The 19,470-nt window shown below is 69.5% G+C and carries 17 protein-coding genes and 1 other RNA gene; 9 read left to right on the forward strand and 9 right to left on the reverse strand.

The features are described 5' to 3' along the window. The first annotated feature begins 8 nt into the window (after positions 1–8). The 3 genes from E0H45_RS27470 to E0H45_RS27480 all read left to right on the forward strand — a co-directional run bounded on the left by E0H45_RS27470 (position 9) and on the right by E0H45_RS27480 (position 1,379). The gene (locus E0H45_RS27470) at positions 9–377 is read left to right on the forward strand and encodes a DUF952 domain-containing protein (RefSeq protein WP_131342590.1); all 369 of its coding nucleotides are present in this window, start codon (positions 9–11) and stop codon (positions 375–377) included. A 10-nt stretch (positions 378–387) separates the two neighbouring features. Continuing rightward, positions 388–786, forward strand: an RNA gene (gene rnpB, locus E0H45_RS27475) — RNase P RNA component class A. 32 nt (positions 787–818) lie between these two features. Further along, positions 819–1,379, forward strand: coding sequence for a phosphotransferase-like protein (locus tag E0H45_RS27480; RefSeq protein WP_131342592.1), 561 nt, complete (start codon positions 819–821; stop codon positions 1,377–1,379). Between the two features lie 18 nt (positions 1,380–1,397). On the opposite strand, the gene E0H45_RS27485 is transcribed toward E0H45_RS27480, so the two are convergent. Beyond that, positions 1,398–2,129: a DUF899 domain-containing protein gene (locus E0H45_RS27485; protein WP_131342594.1), complete on the reverse strand. Its 732-nt coding sequence runs from the start codon at positions 2,127–2,129 to the stop codon at positions 1,398–1,400. Between the two features lie 97 nt (positions 2,130–2,226). Between E0H45_RS27485 and E0H45_RS27490 the strand changes: the two genes are divergently transcribed. Further along, positions 2,227–2,577, forward strand: coding sequence for a hypothetical protein (locus tag E0H45_RS27490; protein WP_131342596.1), 351 nt, complete (start codon positions 2,227–2,229; stop codon positions 2,575–2,577). Between the two features lie 139 nt (positions 2,578–2,716). After that, entirely contained in the window at positions 2,717–3,862 is a 1,146-nt protein-coding gene (locus E0H45_RS27495; RefSeq protein ID WP_131342598.1) for an alpha/beta hydrolase, read from the forward strand. Here E0H45_RS27495 and E0H45_RS27500 read toward each other — a convergent pair. Then, on the reverse strand, positions 3,859–4,293 hold the full coding sequence (locus E0H45_RS27500; RefSeq protein ID WP_131342600.1) for a GNAT family N-acetyltransferase: 435 nt from the start codon (positions 4,291–4,293) through the stop codon (positions 3,859–3,861). The genes E0H45_RS27495 and E0H45_RS27500 overlap by 4 nt on opposite strands. A 102-nt stretch (positions 4,294–4,395) precedes the next feature. Here E0H45_RS27500 and E0H45_RS27505 point away from each other — a divergent pair, with 102 nt between their 5' ends. Further along, positions 4,396–4,953, forward strand: a complete 558-nt coding sequence (locus E0H45_RS27505) for a TetR/AcrR family transcriptional regulator (RefSeq protein ID WP_131342602.1) — start codon at positions 4,396–4,398, stop codon at positions 4,951–4,953. 189 nt (positions 4,954–5,142) lie between these two features. Further along, positions 5,143–6,090, forward strand: coding sequence for a hypothetical protein (locus E0H45_RS27510; protein WP_131342604.1), 948 nt, complete (start codon positions 5,143–5,145; stop codon positions 6,088–6,090). Positions 6,091–6,134: 44 nt separating this feature from the next. Here E0H45_RS27510 and E0H45_RS27515 read toward each other — a convergent pair whose 3' ends face one another. The 5 genes from E0H45_RS27515 to E0H45_RS27535 form a co-directional block, all read right to left on the reverse strand. Then, entirely contained in the window at positions 6,135–7,571 is a 1,437-nt protein-coding gene (locus E0H45_RS27515; protein WP_131342606.1) for an RNB domain-containing ribonuclease, read from the reverse strand. A gap of 5 nt (positions 7,572–7,576) precedes the next feature. Next, entirely contained in the window at positions 7,577–8,701 is a 1,125-nt protein-coding gene (locus tag E0H45_RS27520) for a bifunctional RNase H/acid phosphatase (RefSeq protein ID WP_131342608.1), read from the reverse strand. Then, positions 8,698–9,456, reverse strand: a complete 759-nt coding sequence (locus E0H45_RS27525; protein WP_131342610.1) for a zinc ribbon domain-containing protein — start codon at positions 9,454–9,456, stop codon at positions 8,698–8,700. The genes E0H45_RS27520 and E0H45_RS27525 overlap by 4 nt, the downstream gene beginning before the upstream one ends. Before the next feature lie 15 nt (positions 9,457–9,471). Beyond that, positions 9,472–10,599 carry a Nif3-like dinuclear metal center hexameric protein gene (locus tag E0H45_RS27530; RefSeq protein ID WP_131342612.1) on the reverse strand — a complete coding sequence of 376 codons (1,128 nt, stop codon included), beginning with the start codon at positions 10,597–10,599 and terminating at the stop codon, positions 9,472–9,474. Positions 10,600–10,745: 146 nt separating this feature from the next. Continuing rightward, positions 10,746–12,383, reverse strand: a complete 1,638-nt coding sequence (locus tag E0H45_RS27535) for a glycoside hydrolase family 13 protein (RefSeq protein ID WP_202872529.1) — start codon at positions 12,381–12,383, stop codon at positions 10,746–10,748. Between the two features lie 109 nt (positions 12,384–12,492). On the opposite strand from E0H45_RS27535, the gene E0H45_RS27540 reads away from it, so the two are divergent. Next, the gene (locus E0H45_RS27540) at positions 12,493–13,701 is read left to right on the forward strand and encodes an ROK family protein (protein WP_131342616.1); all 1,209 of its coding nucleotides are present in this window, start codon (positions 12,493–12,495) and stop codon (positions 13,699–13,701) included. 107 nt (positions 13,702–13,808) lie between these two features. Here E0H45_RS27540 and nagZ read toward each other — a convergent pair whose 3' ends face one another. Next, positions 13,809–15,293 (reverse strand): beta-N-acetylhexosaminidase, encoded by a 1,485-nt coding sequence (gene nagZ, locus E0H45_RS27545; RefSeq protein ID WP_131342618.1) that lies wholly within the window; start codon positions 15,291–15,293, stop codon positions 13,809–13,811. A 282-nt stretch (positions 15,294–15,575) separates the two neighbouring features. On the opposite strand from nagZ, the gene E0H45_RS27550 reads away from it, so the two are divergent. Then, positions 15,576–16,505, forward strand: coding sequence for an ROK family protein (locus E0H45_RS27550; protein WP_131342620.1), 930 nt, complete (start codon positions 15,576–15,578; stop codon positions 16,503–16,505). Positions 16,506–16,968: 463 nt separating this feature from the next. On the opposite strand, the gene E0H45_RS43920 is transcribed toward E0H45_RS27550, so the two are convergent. Beyond that, entirely contained in the window at positions 16,969–19,260 is a 2,292-nt protein-coding gene (locus E0H45_RS43920) for a non-ribosomal peptide synthetase (protein WP_420323351.1), read from the reverse strand. Positions 19,261–19,470 lie beyond the last annotated feature (210 nt).

A 19,470-nucleotide genomic window follows, 5' to 3' on the forward strand; every position in this document is an offset into this window, starting at 1 on the left:
TTGGGTTTATGGCGACGATTCTGCACATCGCGTTCGTGGACCAGTGGGCGGCCGCGCGGGACGCCGGGAGCTACCGGTGGTCGACCCGCGGCAAGAGCCTCGACGACGGCGCGACGTTCATCCACGCATCCCGCCCCGACCAGGTCGCGATGGTCGCGAACTTCGCGTACGACGACGTGGCCGAGCCGCTGTGTCTGCTGGTGATCGACACCGCCCGGCTGGTCTCCGCGCTCTGCGACGAGGACCTGGACGGGACCGGGATGAGTTTCCCGCACATCTACGGGCCGCTGAACCTGGACGCGGTGGTCGACGTACGCCCGTACCACCGGGGTCCGGACGGCCTGTGGCCCGAGGTGACCGCCGAGGCCGTATCCTGATCGTACGGAACGGGTCGGTCGGGCGATCGCGTCGTCCTTTGCAGAGGGCGCCGAGGAAAGTCCGGACTCCACAGGGCAGCGTGGTGGGTAACGCCCACCCGGGGTAACCCGCGGGACAGTGCCACAGAGAACAGACCGCCAGCGGCTCCGATGAACCCCGTGGTTCATAGGAGTGCGGGTGAGGGTGAAACGGTGGTGTAAGAGACCACCAGCTCCGCAGGTGACTGTGGAGGCTAGGTAAACCCCACGTGGAGCAAGGCCAAGAAGGGCGGTGGGCAACCACCACCCGCGCGAGCGTCTGAGGGCGGCCCGCCCGAGCTCGCGGGTAGGCCGCTAGAGGTGCCCGGCAACGGCCACCGTAGATGGATGATCGCCACCACAGAATCCGGCTTACAGACCGACCCGTTCCCCACACCCGGTCCACAGACGAGAGGTGCGAACATGCCCGGGCGCCTGATCGGCCTGGTAGGCACGTCGAGCGTCGGGAAATCGAGTACGGCGCGGCAGTTGCAACTGCTGCTGCCCGAGCCCTATCTCGTCGTCGGGCTGGATCATTTCTACGACATGTTCCCGCAGGACTGGGGCGGCCACCGGCGAGGCCCCGGGCCGGGGTTCTGGCAGGACGTGCTGACCGACGACGACGGGAAGCCGCGGATCGTCACGCACTACGGTTCGGCGGGAGAGCGGATGCTGGCGGGCATGCGGGCCGCCGTCGTCGCGCTGCTCGACGCCGGCAACAACGTCATCCTCGACGAGATGCCGGTCGACGACACGATCATGCCCGCCTGGCGGACCGCTGTAGCGCCGTACGACGTCCGCTGGGTCGCGCTGCAAGCCCCACTCGACGTGATCGAGAAGCGCGAGCACGAACGCAACCACGGCCGCCACGCAGGCAACGCCCGCGACCACTACGGCATCGGTCTGAACGGCCCCTTCGACCTCGTACTCGACGCCGCCACCCTTTCCCCAGCCGAACGAGCCGCCGCAATCGCCAAGCTCTGACTGCTCAGGAGCGTGGGGCTAGTGGCAGTGGTTGTCGTGGTTGTTTACGGCGCGGCCGGCGGGTTTTTCCCAGGGTTCTTGGCGGCCGAGGGCGGTTAGGTCGAGGGCTGTGACGGTGAAGGTCATTGCGTCGGGGCCTCGGCCGTACGTCGAGTAGGTGTGGTACACGTGCTCGTCGACGCGGAGGAAGCAGCTCAGGCCGTGGAGGTCGAAGGGCTGCTGCGTCTGGGTGTGCTCGTTGTTCGGCAGCACGTCCCACTCCGGCTTGGTGCGGTAGTTGTACTCGAACGGTACGACGGACTCGTCCAGCGTGACGTGGTAGTCGTAGTTGAAGTCGCTCCCGTACGACGAGTACCACGGGTACTCCCACCCACGCGTCTCCCGGTACGCGGCCAGCTTCTCGTACGGCGCCCGCGAGACCAGCGCGAACGTGGTGTTCGCCGCGTTGAGCAGCCGCGTCGACCCGATGTCGTCGACGAACCCGGTGCAGTTCGGGCACCCGGCGTCCCACTCCGGCTGGAACATGAAGTGGTACACGACCAACTGGTCCCGCCCCTCGAACAACTCCAGCAGCCCCACCGAGCCTTCGGCCCCGGCGAACGAATACCCCTTGTCGACCAACACCATCGGCAACTCACGGCGCCGCGCGTTCAGCGCATCACGCTCCTTGGTGAACGCCTTCTCCGCAGCCAACAACTCACGCCGCGCACCCAACCATGCATCCCGCGCCACAACCTCCGGCAAGCCCATCCCAACTCCTTCATCAACCAACAGAACACCCGAGACGTCGGAACCACCCCCACCACTTCGACACCCTCCCGCCAACAATCGCCGTACGATCGAAACCGTGTCCGCCGACGACTCGATCCACACGCCGTACCTGACTGTCCAGGAACGCCCGGCGCGCAACATGGCGGCGCGGCTCGAAGGAGTGCTCACGGTGGACGAGCCCACGAACTGCGTGGTCGTCCGGAAGAGCGATCACCTCGTCGAGGTGGCCTGGCCGCCGGGATGCTCGGTGGTCTCCCGTGACGGTTCAGTCGCCGTACTCGACGCCGACGGACGCACGATCGCCGAACTCGGCGACACGGTGGTACTCGGAGGCGGCTACATCCCGCCCTCGGCCGCGCACACGACTTCCCGCACCGGTCGCGCACGCGTGTTCGCCGTCGCCGGCTCCTTCGGGCTCCCGACCTGACCACTGGCCGCCGAGTCGTGGTGATTGGCTGCGGGCTGGTTGGTCGAGTCGTGGAGATTGGTGGGTTTTGGCTACCGATTCTCACGACTCGGCGGGCGGGAGGACGGGATGTCGACCGCTGGGGTGAGAAAGTGGGGGTATGCGGAGGCGAGTGCGGACTGGGGTCGTGTTCTTCCTCCTGGTGGTGCTTGTTGGTGGGGCTGGGTATGTGGGATGGGTGTTGGTGCAGCGGTCGGAGCCCGTGGCGTTGCCGGAGACGACCGGTAGTTTTCAGGTCGGGCGGCGGACGTACGAGTGGACCGACACGCCCCGCCGCGACCCGTACTCGAACGGCTCCCGCCGCCTCGCCGTCTGGCTCTGGTACCCGGTCGCCAAGGACACCACCGGCCGCCGCGTCCAGTACGCGCCGGGTGCGTGGAGCGGGCTCCACCTCAAGGCGCCGACCTCCTTGTTCCAAGGACCGTTCGACACTCTCCAGGACCGCGCCCTCGACCGCGTCGCCGTCGCACCCGGCCGGTTCCCGGTCGTCGTGCTGATGCCCGGTATGGGTCTGTCGGCTCCGATGTACGCCGCTCTCGCGGAGGATCTCGCCAGTCACGGATACCTGGTCGCCGGCGTCACCCCGACGTACAGCGCGAACCTCACCGTCCTCGGCGGGCAGACCATCGAGAGCAAACCGGAAGCGAACCCGCCGAACCTCGGCGAGAGCACCGAGAGCGCGCAGCAGGTCGGCGATCACCTCGTCGGCGTCTGGGCCGCCGACGCACGGTTCGCGGCCGGCATGGTCGCCAAGGAGCTTCCGAACTCGGTCGAGTCCTCGGTCGGGCCGTCGTACGTCGGCCACTCGTTCGGCGGCGCGGCCTCACTCGAGGCCTGCCGCCTGGACGCACGCTGCGCGGCCGCGGTCGACCTCGACGGGATCCAGTTCGGTGACGTCGTGACGAAGGGAGTGAAGGCGCCGATCCTGCTGCTCGGCGCCGACGACTCCTGTATCACCAGCGTCTGCGGCCCGGACGCGAAGAACGACCACGACCGGGACCGCGCACTCTCGTTGCTCAAGGCAAGCACCGGTACGTCGTGGTGCGCGACGGTCCCCGGCACCCGGCATTTCAACTTCACCGACTACGGCGCCTACTACCTGGCGTACCCGCTGCGCAGGTTCCTGCCGCTTGGCAGCGCCGGCCCGCGCCACGCGCTGACCGTCACGAACGGGTACGTCAACACATTCCTCTCGCACGCGATCTACAAGACCGCCGCCCCCGGCGCACCGGCCTGTAAGAGCTAGAGATCCAGCTCGTACGTCTGACCGACCAGATTGTCGCCCCACATCTCGTGTACTTCGGACCCCGTGAGGCGGAACCCGCGCGCCAGATAGACGTGCCGGGCCGCGACCAAGGGATCGTTCGTCCACAGCACCATCCGCTTGTATCCGGCTGAGCGAGCGAACGCCAAACACGTATCGACCAATTCGGCGCCGAGCCGGAGCCCGCGAGCAGCCGGCGTGACGAGCAGCAGCCGCAACTGAGCGGTCGTCTCGTCCGGCCCACGCACGCAGAAGATGCTGCCGGCCCGCTCACCGTCCACCTCGGCGATCCACGCGGCCTCACGCTCGTCGTCATGCTCGGACGCGTACGCCGACACGATCTGCGCGATCAACGTCTCGTACGACGGGCCCCAGCCGTACTCCGCCGCATAGACCTCCGCATGCGACTGCACGACCCAGCCGAGGTCTCAGGGTGCCCCAGCTTCCTGATCAGTTTCGTCATCTACCTACCCGATCTACTGACACGACTGTTTCAGTAAGCAATACTAGCCCTCGTGCCAACCACGAAGGAAGCCCCGTCCGCGCGGGAGCAAGAACTGCTCGAGCGCGCGTACGCCTACTCGCTCACCCACGGGCTCGCCGACCTGTCCCTGCGCCCGCTGGCGACCGCGATCGGCTCGAGCCCGCGTGTGCTGCTGTTCCTGTTCGGCAGCAAGGACGGCCTGATCCGCGCCCTGCTCGCCCGCGGCCGCGCCGATCAGCTCGAACTCCTCCGCCAGACCGAGCAGCGGTACGACGAGCCGCCCGGCCTGACCGTGATCGCGCGGGAACTGTGGACCTGGCTGGCCGCGCCGGAACGCCGGCCACTGATGACGTTCTGGGTCGAGGCGTACGGGCGCTCGCTCGTCGCGCCGGAGGGCCCGTGGTCGGATTTCGCCCGGTCGACCGTCGACGACTGGCTCGAGCTGCTCAAGTCGAGCGCACCCGAGCAGACCGAGGCACGACGTACCGCCGTACTGGCGATGCTCCGCGGCGCCCTGCTCGACCTGCTCGCGACCGGCGACCTGGAACGCACCACCGCCGCAGTCGAGGACTACCTGACGAGGCGGTGAAGCAGGTTCAAGCCTGTCGGTGGGCGAAGTAGGGACCATGCGGTGGCTTGGCTGTTCCCATTACGTTCGAAGCCCTATACGGTGACGCACGGTAGACGGGTCTAGACCGTCTAGGTGTGCGGGGATGGGCCGGGTTCGACTCCTGGCGGCACCGCAATTCCGCCCGTTCGGGTGGAAGCAAGGGGAATCATGTCCAACTCGAAGAACCGCCTCGCGGCGGCAGGATCCGCATTCACGCTGGCTGTCACGGCTGTCGGCATCTCGGTGCTCGGTGGTGGCGCGGCTGACGCCGGCGTCACCGGCCAGACCGCTACGGCGATCACTTATCCGCTGGTCCGCAACTCGGTAGCCGAGAGCCAGGTTGTCAACTACAGCCTCGGCCAGAGCGACCTGCAGCAGGCGTTCGTCGCCCAGTTGTTCGCGGTCCCGGCGAACGGGGTCGACACGTCGGCCAAGCTGAAGGACGGAGTGGTGGCAGAGGTCGACCTCGCCCCGGCCGTCCAGACCAAGCTGAACAAGGCCGGCCCGACGTACCTGAAGCACTGGGGCACGGTGCACCGCAACGTGATCGGCGCGGCCGACGCCGAACTCGCCGCGACGTCCACCCAGGCGCCGCTCGGTGACGGCGCCCTCAACCTGCACACCGCGTCCGCGGCCGACAAGGTGGCCTTCGGCAACGAGGTCGACTTCGCCGGCGGGAACGTGAAGGACCTCGGCACGGTCGGCTTCTCGGTCTACACGACCGGCGAGAACAATGCCCTGGGCAACAACATGCCGAGCATCACCTTCGAGATCGACCCGAATGTGGCCGCGGTGGCGTCGAACTACTCGTCGCTGGTGTACGTACCGGCCAACGGCACCGCCAACCAGTGGACGGTCTTCAACGCCAGCACTGACGCGGACAAGCACTGGGGCTTGACCGGTACCGCCTTCAACGGAACGGCGTGCTCGATCAACGGCGCCCGCTGCACCTGGACCGAGATGCTCGCCTACCTGGGCGACGGCGGCGATGACGCCAAGCTGCTCACGGCGACGGTCAGCAAGGGCCGGGACTACGCGTTCTCCGGCGCGGTCGATGCACTGAAGTTCGGTGGCAAGATCTACGACTTCGAAGCCGCCGGAGTCTCCGTCAGCTAGCCGTCGGTTCGCCAAACGCCAGCGCCGCACCGAACCTGGTGTCGTCAGCCTTGAACCAGTTCGAAGGCGACTGTGCGTTTGGCGATGTCGGCCTCGACGAGCTTCACCCGGACCTGCTGGCCGAGCGGCAGTGCCGCACCGGTGACGCGGCCCTCGATCGCGAACTTGGTCAGCGCGACGATGCCGCGGGCGTTCTCCTTGTCGTCCACGTCGGTGATCACGCCGTCGAACTCGGCGCCGACCCGATCCGCGACCAGGCCCGCCTCGACCATGCTGACGATCGACCGCTCGTACGCGTGCGCCCGCCGGTCCGCGTCGTCCATGATCTTCGGGATCTCGTCCATCGACTCGCGTACCCAGGCCGGCACCTCGACGCCCGCCGACAGCGCGACGCAGATCTCCAACGTCCAGCGGTCCACCAACCGCCGCAGCGGCGCGGTGACGTGCGCGTACTCCGCCTTCATCGCGGCATGCTGCGACTGCTGCGGCACCTGGCCGTCGAACGCCGTGTACCCGGCGCCGCGGAACAGCACTGTGCACGCCGCGAGCATCGCCGCGTGCGCCGGCACCTTCGGATCGAGCCCGTGGATGAACTCGGCGTAGGTCGCCTGGTCGCTCCAGACGATCCCGAGCGCCTTGGCGGTGTTGCCGAGCTTGCGCCGCAGGTCGTCGTGCGACTCGGGCAGCGTGCGCAGGATGCCGATCTTGCCCTTCGTCATCAGCTGCGCGGCCGCCATGCCGGTGAGCAGCGAGATCTGCGCGTTCCAGCCCTCGACCGGCAGCGGCGCCCGGAACTCCAGGCCCCAGCCGTGGTTGGAGGTGACGATCTCCTGGTCCGGGATCGGGAGGTTGACGCCGCCGCGTTCCAGTTCGCGCTGCTCACGAAGCTTCCCGACCTCGCGCAACAGCTGCAACGACTCCGACGCCGTACCAGCGTCCAGATCCTTCTGTACGCCGGCGTAGTTGAGCTTCGCGCGCGACTTCACCAGGACCCGCTCGCACGTGACGCCCGTACCTTCGCCGGTCGCGTCCACCGTGATCGTCCACAGCAGTGCGGGACGCACCTCGTCGGGCAGCAACGAGGCCGCGCCCTCGGACAGCTCCGGCGGATGCAGCGGGGTCCGCTTGTCCGGCGCATACAGCGTCTCGCCGCGACGCCGGGCCTCGGCGTCGATCGGATCACCGGCCTGCACGAACGCGCCCACGTCGGCGATCGCGTAGTACACGGTGAACCCGTCACCGGTCCGCTCGATGTGCAACGCCTGGTCCAGGTCCATCGAGTCCGGCGGGTCGATCGTCACGAACTCGAGGTCGGTCCGATCGAGCTCCGGCAGCCGAGCATTCTGGGCAGCCTTCAGAGCCGCAGCCGTCACCTCAGGCGGGAACTCCGCGGGCACCTCCTGCTCCCGGCGGATCTCCTGCAACGATGCCCGGAAGACCTCCGGAACGGCCTCGGCGAAACGAACCCTCTGCAACGGCATAGGGGTCAGACTAGGGCAGGCTGCACGTTGAAGGAGCGTAGGGACGCGAGGCCGTCGGCGTACCAGTGGATCTCGGTCAGTGTTGCCGGGCGCAACTCCATCCGGAACAGCGCGGACATCGGGGCCTGGAGCACCGACCTGACCATCAGCTTGATCGGCGTCACGTGGGTGACCACGACGACCGTCTTGCCCGGGTACCGCGCCAGCAGACCGTCACGCGCCGAGCGGGCCCGCCGGGCGCACAGGTCGAACGATTCGCCACCAGGCGGTGCGACCGCGGTCGACTCCAGCCAGGCGTTCATCGCGTCCGGCCACTTCTGCTGGATCTCCGCGAACGTATGCCCGTCCCAGTCGCCGAACGCGACCTCCCGCCAGTTCTCGTCCACGACCGGGTCGAGCCCGAGCTTGGCCGCGACCGCCGCTGCGGTCTCCTGGGTGCGGCGCATCGGCGACACGACCAGCGCGTCGACCCCACCGATCCGCGACAGGTAGTCGGCGGCCGCCAGCGCCTGCGCACGGCCGGTGTCACTCAGCCCGGGATTGTCACCACCGGATCCGGAGAAACGCCTCTCCACGGTGTGCGGTGTCTCGCCGTGCCGCAGGAAGATCAGCTGCGTCGGCGGCTCGGTCTGCGGACCCCAGCCCTGGATCGCCTTCGCGAGGTCCGACGGGTCCTTCGCCACCGTCGGTGACGATCCGGCGGGCGCCGGGGTCAGCGGGATGTCGATGCCGTCGAGCGCGTTGTTCGCGAGCGCGTCGGCGGCCGAGTTCTGTGCCCGCGGCACCCAGGTCCACTCGGTCCCGAACGGCGCCAGCCCCTGCGCCTTGATCGCCAGCGGCTGCAGGTCCGGGTGCTTGATCTTCCAGCGGCCGGCCATCTGCTCGATGACCAGCTTGGAGTCCATCCGCACCTCGATCGAGGCGTTCGGCGCGTACTCCGCGGCGAGCTCGAGTCCCGCGACCAGACCGGAGTACTCCGCGACGTTGTTGGTCGCGATCCCGAGCGTCCGGCCCTGCTGCGCGATCACCTTCCGCGTCACCGGGTCGCGCACCAGAGCGCCGTACGCCGCCGGACCGGGGTTCCCGCGCGATCCACCGTCAGCCTCGACGATGACGTGGTCGTAGGTCATGCGGCGCTCTCCGACGTCCGCACCAAGATCCGTCCGCACTCTTCACAGCGCAGTACGGCGTCCGGCGCGGCGCCCTTGATCGTGTTCAGGTCGGAGGGTGCGAGCTCCATCCGGCAGCCCATGCAGCGCTTGCCGACCAGCGGCGCGGCGCCGATCCCGCCGTTGTGCTCCCGCAGCCGCTGGTACTGCTTGAGCAGCTGCTCCGGCAGTTCGGCCAAGACCGTGGAGCGCTTGTCACCGAGCTCGGCGCGCTGCTCGTCGAGCTCCTTGAGCGCGGCGTCGCGGGTGGTCTCCAGCTCTGCCTGCCGGCCGGCGAACGCCTCGGCCCGGGTGCGCAGGTCGGTCTGCACCGCCTCCGCGGCCTCGAGCTTCTCCATCACCTCGAGCTCGGCGTCCTCCAGGTCGGAGATCCGCCGGTCGAGCGAACCGATCTCGTGCTGCAGGTTCTCCAGGTCGCGCGGCGAGGTGACCTGACCGGAGTCGATCCGCTGCTGGTTGCGCGCCTTGCGCTGCCGGACCTGCTCGACATCGCTGTCGGCCTTCTTCTGCTCACGCTGCAGGTCGCTGACCTCGGTGTCGGCGGTGACCAGTTCGCGGTCGACCACGGACTTCTCCGCGACCAGCTCCTTGAGCGCCTGGTGCTCGGGCAACGACGCGCGCTTGTGCGCGACCTGATCCAGCTGCAGGTCGAGATCCTGCAGGTCCAGCAACCGGCGTTGGACGGCGGGCTCGGCGTTCAGAGTCGGCTCCTTCAAATGGTGGCGGCGCGCTCAGATTCGCAGGGTCCATGCGTCCGTGCAGAGCGTTGAGATGTGAGTGTCCACGGTACTGCCTTGGGCCGCCAGTGCTTCGCGCAGGAGGCGGTCCGCGTCGACCAGCCACGGCCACTCGCTGGCCCAGTGCGCGACGTCGACCAGCGCGGGGTCGCCGTACGCCCGGGCCTCGGTGGCGGGATGGTGCCGCAGGTCGGCGGTCAGATAGGCGTCCACGCCGGCCGCGCGCACCCGGTCGAACTCGGAATCCCCCGCTCCCCCGACCACCGCGACCGTCTCGATCGTCCGGTCCAGGTCCCCGGACACGCGGACACCGTGCTCGGTCTGCGGCAGGCTCTCCGCGACGAGCCGCGCGAAATCGGCCAGCGGCAGCGGCTCCGCGAGTACGCCGACCCGCCCGCCGCCACGCTCACTCGGCAACGCGGCCACCTCATAGATGTCGTACGCCGGTTCCTCGTACGAATGCGCCGCGACCAGCGCCTCGACCACCGCGCGGCGCTTGCGCCGCGGCAGGAGCATCTCGATCCGGTTCTCCGGCACGACCTCGATGTCCCCGACCGTCCCGATCGCCGGGTTCGCGCCGTCGAGCGGCCGGAAGGTCCCCTCGCCGGTACCGCTCCACGCGGCCCGCTCGTAGTCGCCGATCTGTCCCGCGCCCGCCTTCGCCAGCGCGTCGAGCATCGCCTGCGTCTCCGCGACCGGGACGAACACGACGACCTTGTCCATCGGCTCGTCCGGCATCGCCTTCAGCGGCCGGGTGTCGCGCAGCCCGATCGCGGCGGCGAGCGCGTCGCTGACCCCGGGGTTCGCGTTGTCGGCGTTGGTGTGGCAGACCTGCAGTGCGACACCTGCGCGGATCAGGTCGTGGATCACGCGGCCCTTCGGCGTCGTCGCGGCCACGCTGTTCACGCCGCGCAGCAGCAACGGGTGATGCGTGACGAGCAGATCGAACCCGCCGTCGATCGCCTCGTCGATCACTCCCCGCATCGGGTCGACGGCGAACAGGATCCGCCGTACCTCCTGCTCCGGGTCGCCGGTCACGAGACCGACCGCGTCCCAGGATTCCGCCCAGGCCGGGTTGTAGAGCCGATCGAGAACCGCGATCACGTCCGCAAGCGTCGTCACGCGCTTATCCTGACATTCCCGCAGTTGGGATGGATCGTGACGGGGGCAACCGCCCGGTGCCCCCGCCACGTCCCTACACGCCCCGGCCACAGGGGGAGGAGGCCGTCCGCGGACGGCTTGACCGGAGCGGGTCTTTGGAGTGACTGCTAGATCAGCCAGGCAGTCGTGGCGCTGGGCAGCTTGTCACCCTCGAGCGGGCCGCTGGACAGCACGACCGCCGCGTCGGGCAACTCGACCGGGGCCGCGCCGAAGTTGGTGACGCTCTGCCAGCCGCCCGAGCGGACGAAGTGCAGGACGTCGTCGGAGCCGTCGATCCAGGTGAGCGAGCTGCCGGTGCGCAGCCCACGCCGTACGGCGAGAGCCTTGCGGTACAGGCTCAGCGTCGACTCCGCGTCGTCCTGCTGCGCCTCGACGGAGTACGCGCCGAACCATTTCGGCTGCAGCAGGTGCGAGCCACCCGTGCCGAAGCCGAACGACAGGCCGCCGACGGTCCACGGCAGCGGCACGCGGCAGCCGTCACGGCCCTTCTCGGCGCCCTTCGAGCGGAAGTACGCCGGGTCCTGCAGGTTCGCGGCCGGCAGCTCGCCGACCTCCTGCAGACCGAGCTCCTCACCCTGATACAGGTACGCCGAACCCGGCAACGCCAGCATCAGCAGGGTCGCGGCGCGAGCGCGGCGCAGACCGAGCGCGACATCGACCGTCGGCTCGGTGCCGTTGCTCAGCAGCCAGTCCTTGCCGTCCTGCCAGCCGCCCTTCGGGTTCCGCGGCAGACCGTACCGGGTGGCGTGCCGGACGACGTCGTGGTTCGAGAACACCCACGTCGACGACGAGCCGTTCTCCTCGGCGAGCGCGAGGTTCTCCTCGATCACCTTGCGGAACTTCTCGTACTCGAAGTCGGCCTGCAGCAGGTCGAAGTTGAACGCCTGTCCGAGCCCGTCGGCACTCGCGTACCGGGCCCGGCGAGCGGCTGGTACAAACGCCTCGGCGACCGCCGACCGCGGCGGGTCGTAGGTGTTCAGCAGCTTGCGCCAGTCCTTGTAGATCTCGTGGACGCCGTCCTGGTCCCAGAGCGGGTGCTGACCGTTCGACTCGGACTGCCGCGGCAGCGTGGTCTTCGACGGGAACGGCTCGGACAGGTCCTTCACCAGCGCGTGCGCGACATCGACGCGGAAACCGTCGACGCCGCGGTCGGACCAGAACTTCAGGGTGTCCAGGAAGTCCGCGCGGACCTCGGGGTGCTGCCAGTTCAGGTCGGGCTGCTCGGCAGCGAACATGTGCAGGTACCACTGGCCGTCGTCGGTCTGCGCCCAGGCGGAGCCGCCGAACACCGAGTCCCAGTCCGACGGCGGCTGGTCGGGGGCACCGTCCGGGCCGTCGCGGAAGATGTACCGGTCGCGGGCGGGGTGGCCCTTCGCGGCATCGAGCGCCTCGACGAACCACTCGTGCTGGTTCGACGTGTGGTTCGGAACGATGTCGACGATCAGCTTGATGTTCTCCGCGTGCAGCGCCGCGATCAGGCCGTCGAAGTCCTCCAGGGTCCCGAGCCGCGGGTCGACGTTGCGGTAGTCGTCGACGTCGTACCCGCCGTCGGCGAGCGCGGACGGGTAGAAGGGGCTCAGCCAGACCGCGTCGATACCCAGCGCCACCAGGTACGGGACTCGACTGATGATGCCGGGCAGGTCACCGACACCGTCGCCGTTCGCATCCGCGAAGCTGCGCGGGTAGATCTGGTAGACGACTGCCTGCCGCCACCAGTCGGGATCGGTCGTCTGCGGACTCGTCACGATCGCCTCACTCGGAATCTGCTGGTAACCCAGCGTTTATATATAGGCTCTAAATTTAGAATCTGCATGTATTCTGCGGTCGGTACGACGACGAGGTCAAGGGGCTTTCATGGCGAAACCACCGACAACGCCGCCCACGGCCACGCCGACGATGTTGCGCCGGGTGAACGCGGGCAAGGTACTCGGCGTGCTCACCCGCGCCCGGGTGATGACAGGAACCGGCCTGATCGAGGCCACCGGTCTCACCCGCGCGACCGTGCACGCCGTCTGCAACGACCTGATCTCGATGGGCTGGGTGGTCGAGCTCGACCCCGGCCGGACGTCGGTCGGGCGGCCGTCGCGGCGGTTCGAGTTCAACAGCCACGCGGGATACGTGCTCGGCATCGACATCGGCGCGGCCAAGACGACCGTGCTGGTCTCGGACCTGCGCGGCGAGACGGTGGCCAAGGCCGGGCGGTCGGCCGCTGGTGTGAAGACGCCGAGCGAGCGGACCGAGATCGTGCACCAGACGGTGGTCGAGGCGCTCGCGTCCGCGGGCGTGACGGACGCTCAGGTCCTCGCCGCCGGCGCCGGGGTCGCGGCACCCGTCGACCGGGACGGGAACATCCTCGTCGACGACGAGTTCTGGCGGCGCTTCGACACCGGGCTCGCGCAGCGGCTGACCGAGCTGCACGGGTGGCCGGTCCTGCTCGAGAACGACGCCAACCTCGCGACCCTCGGGGAGCACTGGCGGGGCGGGGCGCGCAACGTCGACGACCTCGTCGTACTGCTTGCCGGTGAGCGGTTCGGGTCGGGTCTGATGGACTCCGGCCGGTTGCTGCACGGCAGTCGCGGCGGCGCCGGCGAGATGGTGTTCCTCAAGCTCATCGAGGGGGTCGGCGACACCCACGGGATCGCCCGGATCGCGCGCGAGAACGGTACGGCGGCGGTCGCGGACGGGGCCGTGGAGACGTCGTTGCGGGAGCTCGCGACCGACGGCGAGGTGACCGCCGAGCAGGTGTTCCGCGCGGCCGCCGACGGCGACCAGGTTGCCCAGGGCATCCTTCAGGACATCGCCGGCCGGACCGCGCGGGTGGTCGCGACGCTCGGCACCCTGTTCAACCCCGAACTGGTGGTCCTGGGCGGCGCCGTCGCCGAGGCCGCCGCTGCCCTTCTTCCTGACCTCGAGGCGCACCTGGCCCGCTACACGAGCACTCCTCCACGCGTCGCGGTCTCCTCTCTCGGCGACGCGATCGTCTCGGTCGGCGCCGTCCGGCACGCTCTCAACCACGTCGAACGACACGCCCTCGACCTGGAACTGGCCTGCCGCCCGACCTGATGCACGGACGCCCAGGCCATCACAAACGCCTGCCGACGGACATCGCCCCGCTGGAGCCCACCGCCCGGCGCCAATTGTGATGGCCTGCAGATCCCTCGAACGCAGGGTTAGGGCTGGCGGGTCAGCTCCTTGGCGATGGTTTCCAGCACGATGACGTTGCGGCCGGAGGTCGTGGCGGACGGGGTGCCGGCCGGGACGAGGGACTGGTCCTCGGGGATGCCGGTGCAGAGCACGAAGACGTTGTCCGGGTGCCCCTGGACGAGGTGGTTGAGGGCCTCGCGCATCCACGGCGTACGGCCGGCGTCCTGGACGGCGATCACCAGCGGGCGGCCCTGCGCGGCCTTGGCTGCCTTGGCGATCGCGTCGTCCTGGGGCTCGCCGGTGTCGGTGAGGTGGTGCTCGCCGCGGAGTACGACGCCCTCGGCGCCAGGAGCGACCCGGGTGAAGATCTCGGGCAGGCCGGAGAAGTAGGGATTCCAGGCCGGGTGCAGGCCCTGAGTCAGATCGACGACGTACGGCGCTGCGCCGTACGCCGGGAACGTCTGCCTGGCCACCACGCGCGCGGCGACCTCGCGGATCGGGGCGCCGTCGAGGCCCGGCTGGCGGCTGCGCTGCCCGAGCGAGGTGGCGAGGGCACGAACCCGGGCGGCGGCGTCCACGACCCGCTCGACGGGGAGCGTGCCGGTGCGGACGGCGTCGACCACGCGGGCGGTCAGGGCCTGCGGGTCCGCCGTACCGACCGCGATCATCGCGAGGTCCGCGCCGGCGCCGATCGACGCGACCGCGGCGTCCTCGATCGAGCGGTTCTTGGTGATCGCCTGCATCTCGAGCGCGTCGGTGGTGATGACGCCGGTGAAGCCGAGCTCCTCGCGCAGCAGTCCGGTCAGGATCCGGTGCGAGAGGGTGGCCGGCTGATCGTCGTACGCCGAGAAGATGATGTGCGCGCTCATCACGACGTCGGCGCCGGCGGCGATGGTCGCCCGGAACGGAGCGAGCTCGACGGCCGCGACCTCCTCGATCGAACGGTCGACGCGCGGCAGATCGGTGTGTGAGTCGACCGAGACGTCGCCGTGGCCCGGGAAGTGCTTCGGGCAGGCGGCGATCCCGGCGTCGTGGACGCCCTCGACGAACGCGACGCCGTGCCGCGAGACGACGTCCGCGGTGCGGCCGAACGAGCGCGTAGAGATGATCGGGTTCGCCGGGTTGCTGTTCACGTCGACGGACGGGGCGAGCATCAGGTCGATACCGAGGGAGGCCAGGGTCGCGGCCGCGTCCCGGGCCGCAGCACGGGTCAGGTCCACGTCGTCCAGGTCGCCCAGCAGACGCGGCGACGCCAGCGGCCACGGGTTCGCCGGCGCGAGGTGGCTGAACTCGCCGCCCTCGTGGTCGATCGCCACGATCAGGTCCGGCCGCTCGGCCCGCAGGGCGTCCGTCAGCGCCGCCACCTGCTCGGCGTCCGCCACGTTGCGGGTGAACAGGATGACCGCCCCGAGCCCGCCCGCCACCGCCCGCCGGAGGTCGTCGGGAGCCGTGGTCCCGGTGAAACCGACAACCAGCGAGCCGGCCGCGTCACGATCCAGTTGATCACTCATCCCCCCACCCTCTCCCCCACCCGGTCCACTCCGCCACCCACCCCACCACCTTGAGCACCCACCAACCATTTCGAGCGCCGCGAAATGGTTGGCGGGTGCTCAAAGTTGCCCGGAACGATGGGGCTGAGAGCAGCTGGAGGGGTATCGTTGTCAAGGGTTGTCATGACAGTTTCCTGCCCTCTTCCTGCGGGTTTTCCGTGATTACCTCGAATCACCTCTGTCTGTTCGGGCCGACTACAGATAACGTTGTCTCTCGACCTGACCGCCCTGACCGGGGGGACGATGAGCGACGACACAGCGAAGGCGCGGGGAACCGTGCTGGGAATCGACATCGGCGGCACGAAGATGGCCGCCGCTCTGGTGTCTGCGGACGGCACGATTCTCACCGGCGACCGGATCCGCACCCCGTCCGGCGACGCCGACCAGGTGTTCGCCGCGCTCGGTGAGCTGATCGAGCGCGTTCGCGGCGACGCCACTCCGCTGGCCGTCGGCATCGGCTCCGCCGGCCCGGTCGACCAGCAGCACGGCCTGGTCTCCCCCGTGAACATCGCCGGCTGGCGCAACTTCCCGATCGTCGACCGGGTCCGGGCGATGACGGGCGACATCCCCGTGGCGCTCGGACTCGACGGGCACTGCTTCGCGCTCGGTGAGTTCTGGAGCGGCGCGGGCCGCGACGCCCACACCCTGCTCGGGATCGTCGTCTCGACCGGGGTCGGCGGCGGCCTCGTCGTCGACGGCAGACCGCTGATCGGCCAGTCCGGCAACGCGGCCCACATCGGCCACGTGGTGATCGACCAGGACGGCGAGGCCTGCGTGTGCGGGTCGTTCGGCTGTGTCGAGGCCTACGCGAGCGGCCCGCGGATGGTCGCCCGCGCGCAGCGGAGCGGCTGGCGGACCGGCGAGAACGTGGATGCCGAAGTACTGGCCGCCGATGCCGCGGCCGGTGACGAGCTCGCGCTGGCCGCGTTCGACGACGGCGCGCAGGCGCTGGCCGCGGGAATCGTCGCGACGGCCGTGACCGTCGACCTGACCGCGGTCGTGATCGGCGGCGGGGTCGCGAAGGCGGGGCCGGTGCTGTTCGACCCGGTGCAGGCGTGGGTGAAGCGGCTGGCGCAGTTGCCGTTCGTCACGGACCTCACCGTGGTGCCCGCTCAGCTGGACAACGCGGGCCTGCTCGGCGCTGCCCACCAGGCCTGGGCTGCACTGGCCTGACGCGTAATGGTCTGACACGCACACTATTGCGCGTTGGGTAAGGCTTCTCCCGCGCACCTTTGCGCAATTTTTACGAATCTCCGCGATCCGTGTAACGACAGGCCTATGTCACGCGATGCAACGGATGGATGGGGTGGGGGCACCGTCATCCACGACCGGTCGAGGGGGGCCAAGACCGGTCGTCAACCGGGAGATCGAGGGGGGCCTTGGATCACACCGGAACACGTGAGCGGCGGGTGAGGGCACTCTCCCGCCGCAACCGTGTGACCTGCAGGGTCGGGAACCAGTCTGCCACCGGCGGCGTCCGACCGTTTCGACGCGATCGATCCTGTGGAGGGATGGGATCGAACGCGGGTTCTGCACCGTGTACGGCGGACGGTGGCTGTTTGGGAGGGCGGCCACCGACTGACCCTCCGTGCACGCTGCAGAGCGGATGTCCTGGCCCAGACCTCGCTAGGACGGTCTAGGGCTTGAGCCACTCCGGCTCGGGGAGCCGGCTGCGGTCCAGCCGTCCGTTGTCGTCGAGCGGCAACTCTTCGATCGGGATCAGGTCCGCCGGCACCAGGTAGATCGGCAGTTCCTTGCCCAGGTCAAGCATCAGCCGCGCCAGGACGGCGGGATCGCTGTCCTCGAGGACGACGTACCCGATCAGGCAGGTGTCACCGCCCGGGTCCGAGCAGGCCACCACGACCGCGTCGACGACACCGGGCTGGTCCGCCAGCACGTGCTCCGTCTCGCCGGGCTCGACCCGGTGGCCGCGGATCTTCACCTGGTCGTCCGCGCGGCCGAGGTACTCCAGGGTGCCGTCGGCGCGCCAGCGGCCGAGGTCGCGGCTGCGGTACAACCGCGCACCCGGGTGTCCCGGATCCGGGACGAACGCGTGCTCGGTCTCCTCCGGCCGCCCGATGTAGCCCTGGGCAACGGCTGCGCCGCCGAGGTGGATCTCCCCGACCGCACCGACCGGCACCGGCCGCAGCGCGGCATCCAGCAGGCGTACGGCGACACCGTCGATCGGGCGCCCGATCGACGGCCGGTCCTCGGCCGGGTCGACCGCGTGGATCGTGGTCACGATCGACGCCTCGGCCGGGCCGTACTCGTTGAACAGCCGGCACTCCGGATGCGCGTCGAGGAAGTCCCGCACCTTGTGCGTCAGCACCATCGCCTCGCCGCCCGCGACGATCTCCCGCAACTCGGGCAGCTCGGGCAGCCGGCGCATCGTCGCCAGCAACGCGGTCAGCGGGCTGAACGCCATGAACAGCCGCTGGACGCCGTGATCACGCAGCGCCGCGACCACCGCATCCGGGTCGTACCGGTCGTCCTCGCCGATCAGCACCAGCGCCGCACCCGACGCGAGCGTCGTGAACATCTCCTGCACGTGGACGTCGAAGCCGAACGACGTCCACTGCAGCGTCCGCAGCGATCGCCGGGTCCGCAGGTAGTGCCGGACCAGGTTCACCGGGCCGCGGTGCGGAACCACGACGCCCTTCGGGTTGCCACTCGAGCCGGACGTGTAAATGCAGTACGCCACGTCGTCCGCAGCGGCCCGTACCGGAGGCGCCTGCCGCGACCGCGGATCGCCGTCGATTCGTGCTGCCGGCCCTGCGACCGGGACGAGTCGCAGACCGAGACGGTCCGCCAGCGCCGCGTCGTCACCGACCAACGCGACCGCCGCCGCGTCCTGGACCATGAAGGCCCAGCGGGACTCCGGTACGCCGGGATCCAGCGGCAGGTACGCCGCACCGGACTTGAGGACCGCGAGCACCGCCACAACCATTTCGGTGCCGCGAGCAACTCGTACGGCGACCAACTGGCCGGGCTTCACGCCGAGGTCCACGAGCTTCCAGGCGACCGCGTTCGAGCGGTGGTCGAGCTCGGCGTACGTCAGCTTGCGGCCGTCCTGGATCAGCGCGATCGCGTCCGGCGTCCGCGCGACCTGCTGCTCGAACAGGGTGTGCAGTCCGCTGAGCTCACCGGCGACCACCGCGTCCCGGCGTACCCGGCCGATCGGCCCGCTCGCGTCGGCGTCGGACTCGAGCTCACGGAGCGCCTCGAGGTCGGACTCGATCGGGAGCATCAGCTCGGGCAGGCGGAGGTTCGGCCGGGTCGTTGCCCTCCGCAACACTTCGGCCAGGTAGGCGAGCAGGCGCTCGATCGTCGGCCGTTCGAACAGGCCGGAGCGGTAGTCCGCCGTACAGGTGATGCCTGTCTCGTGGTGGGTCAGGCGGAAGCGCAGGTCGACGCTCGGCGGCAGGTCGTCGTCATCCCGGTCCCCGAACTCGTCGTCGAACTCGACGAGGATCTGGAACAGCGGGTCGCGTTCGAGGATCGCGAGATCGGTGCCGGCGTGGTCGAACGCGCCTGCGGTGATGTCGCGGATCCGCTCCGTCAGCTCACCGAGGTCGGGTTCGCCGGACAGGTCGATCCGCAGCGGGAGCGGGCGGCGCGGGGGCGTCGAGGTGTCGCTCTCCGGACGGAGCAGCGCCGAGCCGATGGTCACTTCGTCCTGCGCCGCGAACCGGCCGAGCACGGTGGCGACCGCGGCCAGCATCGTCATCACGGGGCTGAGCTTGCGTTCCCGGCTGTACGCGAGCACGGCCTCGCCGAGCTCCTCGTCCAGCTCGTGCTGGACCGATGCCACCGCGTCGTCGCCGGCCGCGCGGGCCCGATCCGCGGGGAGGACCAACGGTTCCGCGCCGGAGAGGACCTGGCTCCAGTACGTGAAGTCGCGACGGCGCTCGTCAACCAGCTCCGTCATACGGCGGGATTCGGCTTCCGTCGTACGGCGGGACTCTGCGGGCTCCTCGTCGTCGGCTGGAGGCTCGTTGGTTGGGACGGTCTGCTCTTGCTCTGCCGTGTGCTCTTTCGGCTGCTCTGGCGTCGGTTCTGTTGTCTGCTCAGTCGTTTGCGTTGCCGGTTCGCCGAGGAGGGCGAGCTGTTCGCGCATGAGTTTGGTGACGCCGTCAAC

The sequence above is a fragment of the Kribbella soli genome (genome assembly GCF_004331345.1).
In the GTDB taxonomy this organism is placed as follows: domain Bacteria; phylum Actinomycetota; class Actinomycetes; order Propionibacteriales; family Kribbellaceae; genus Kribbella; species Kribbella soli.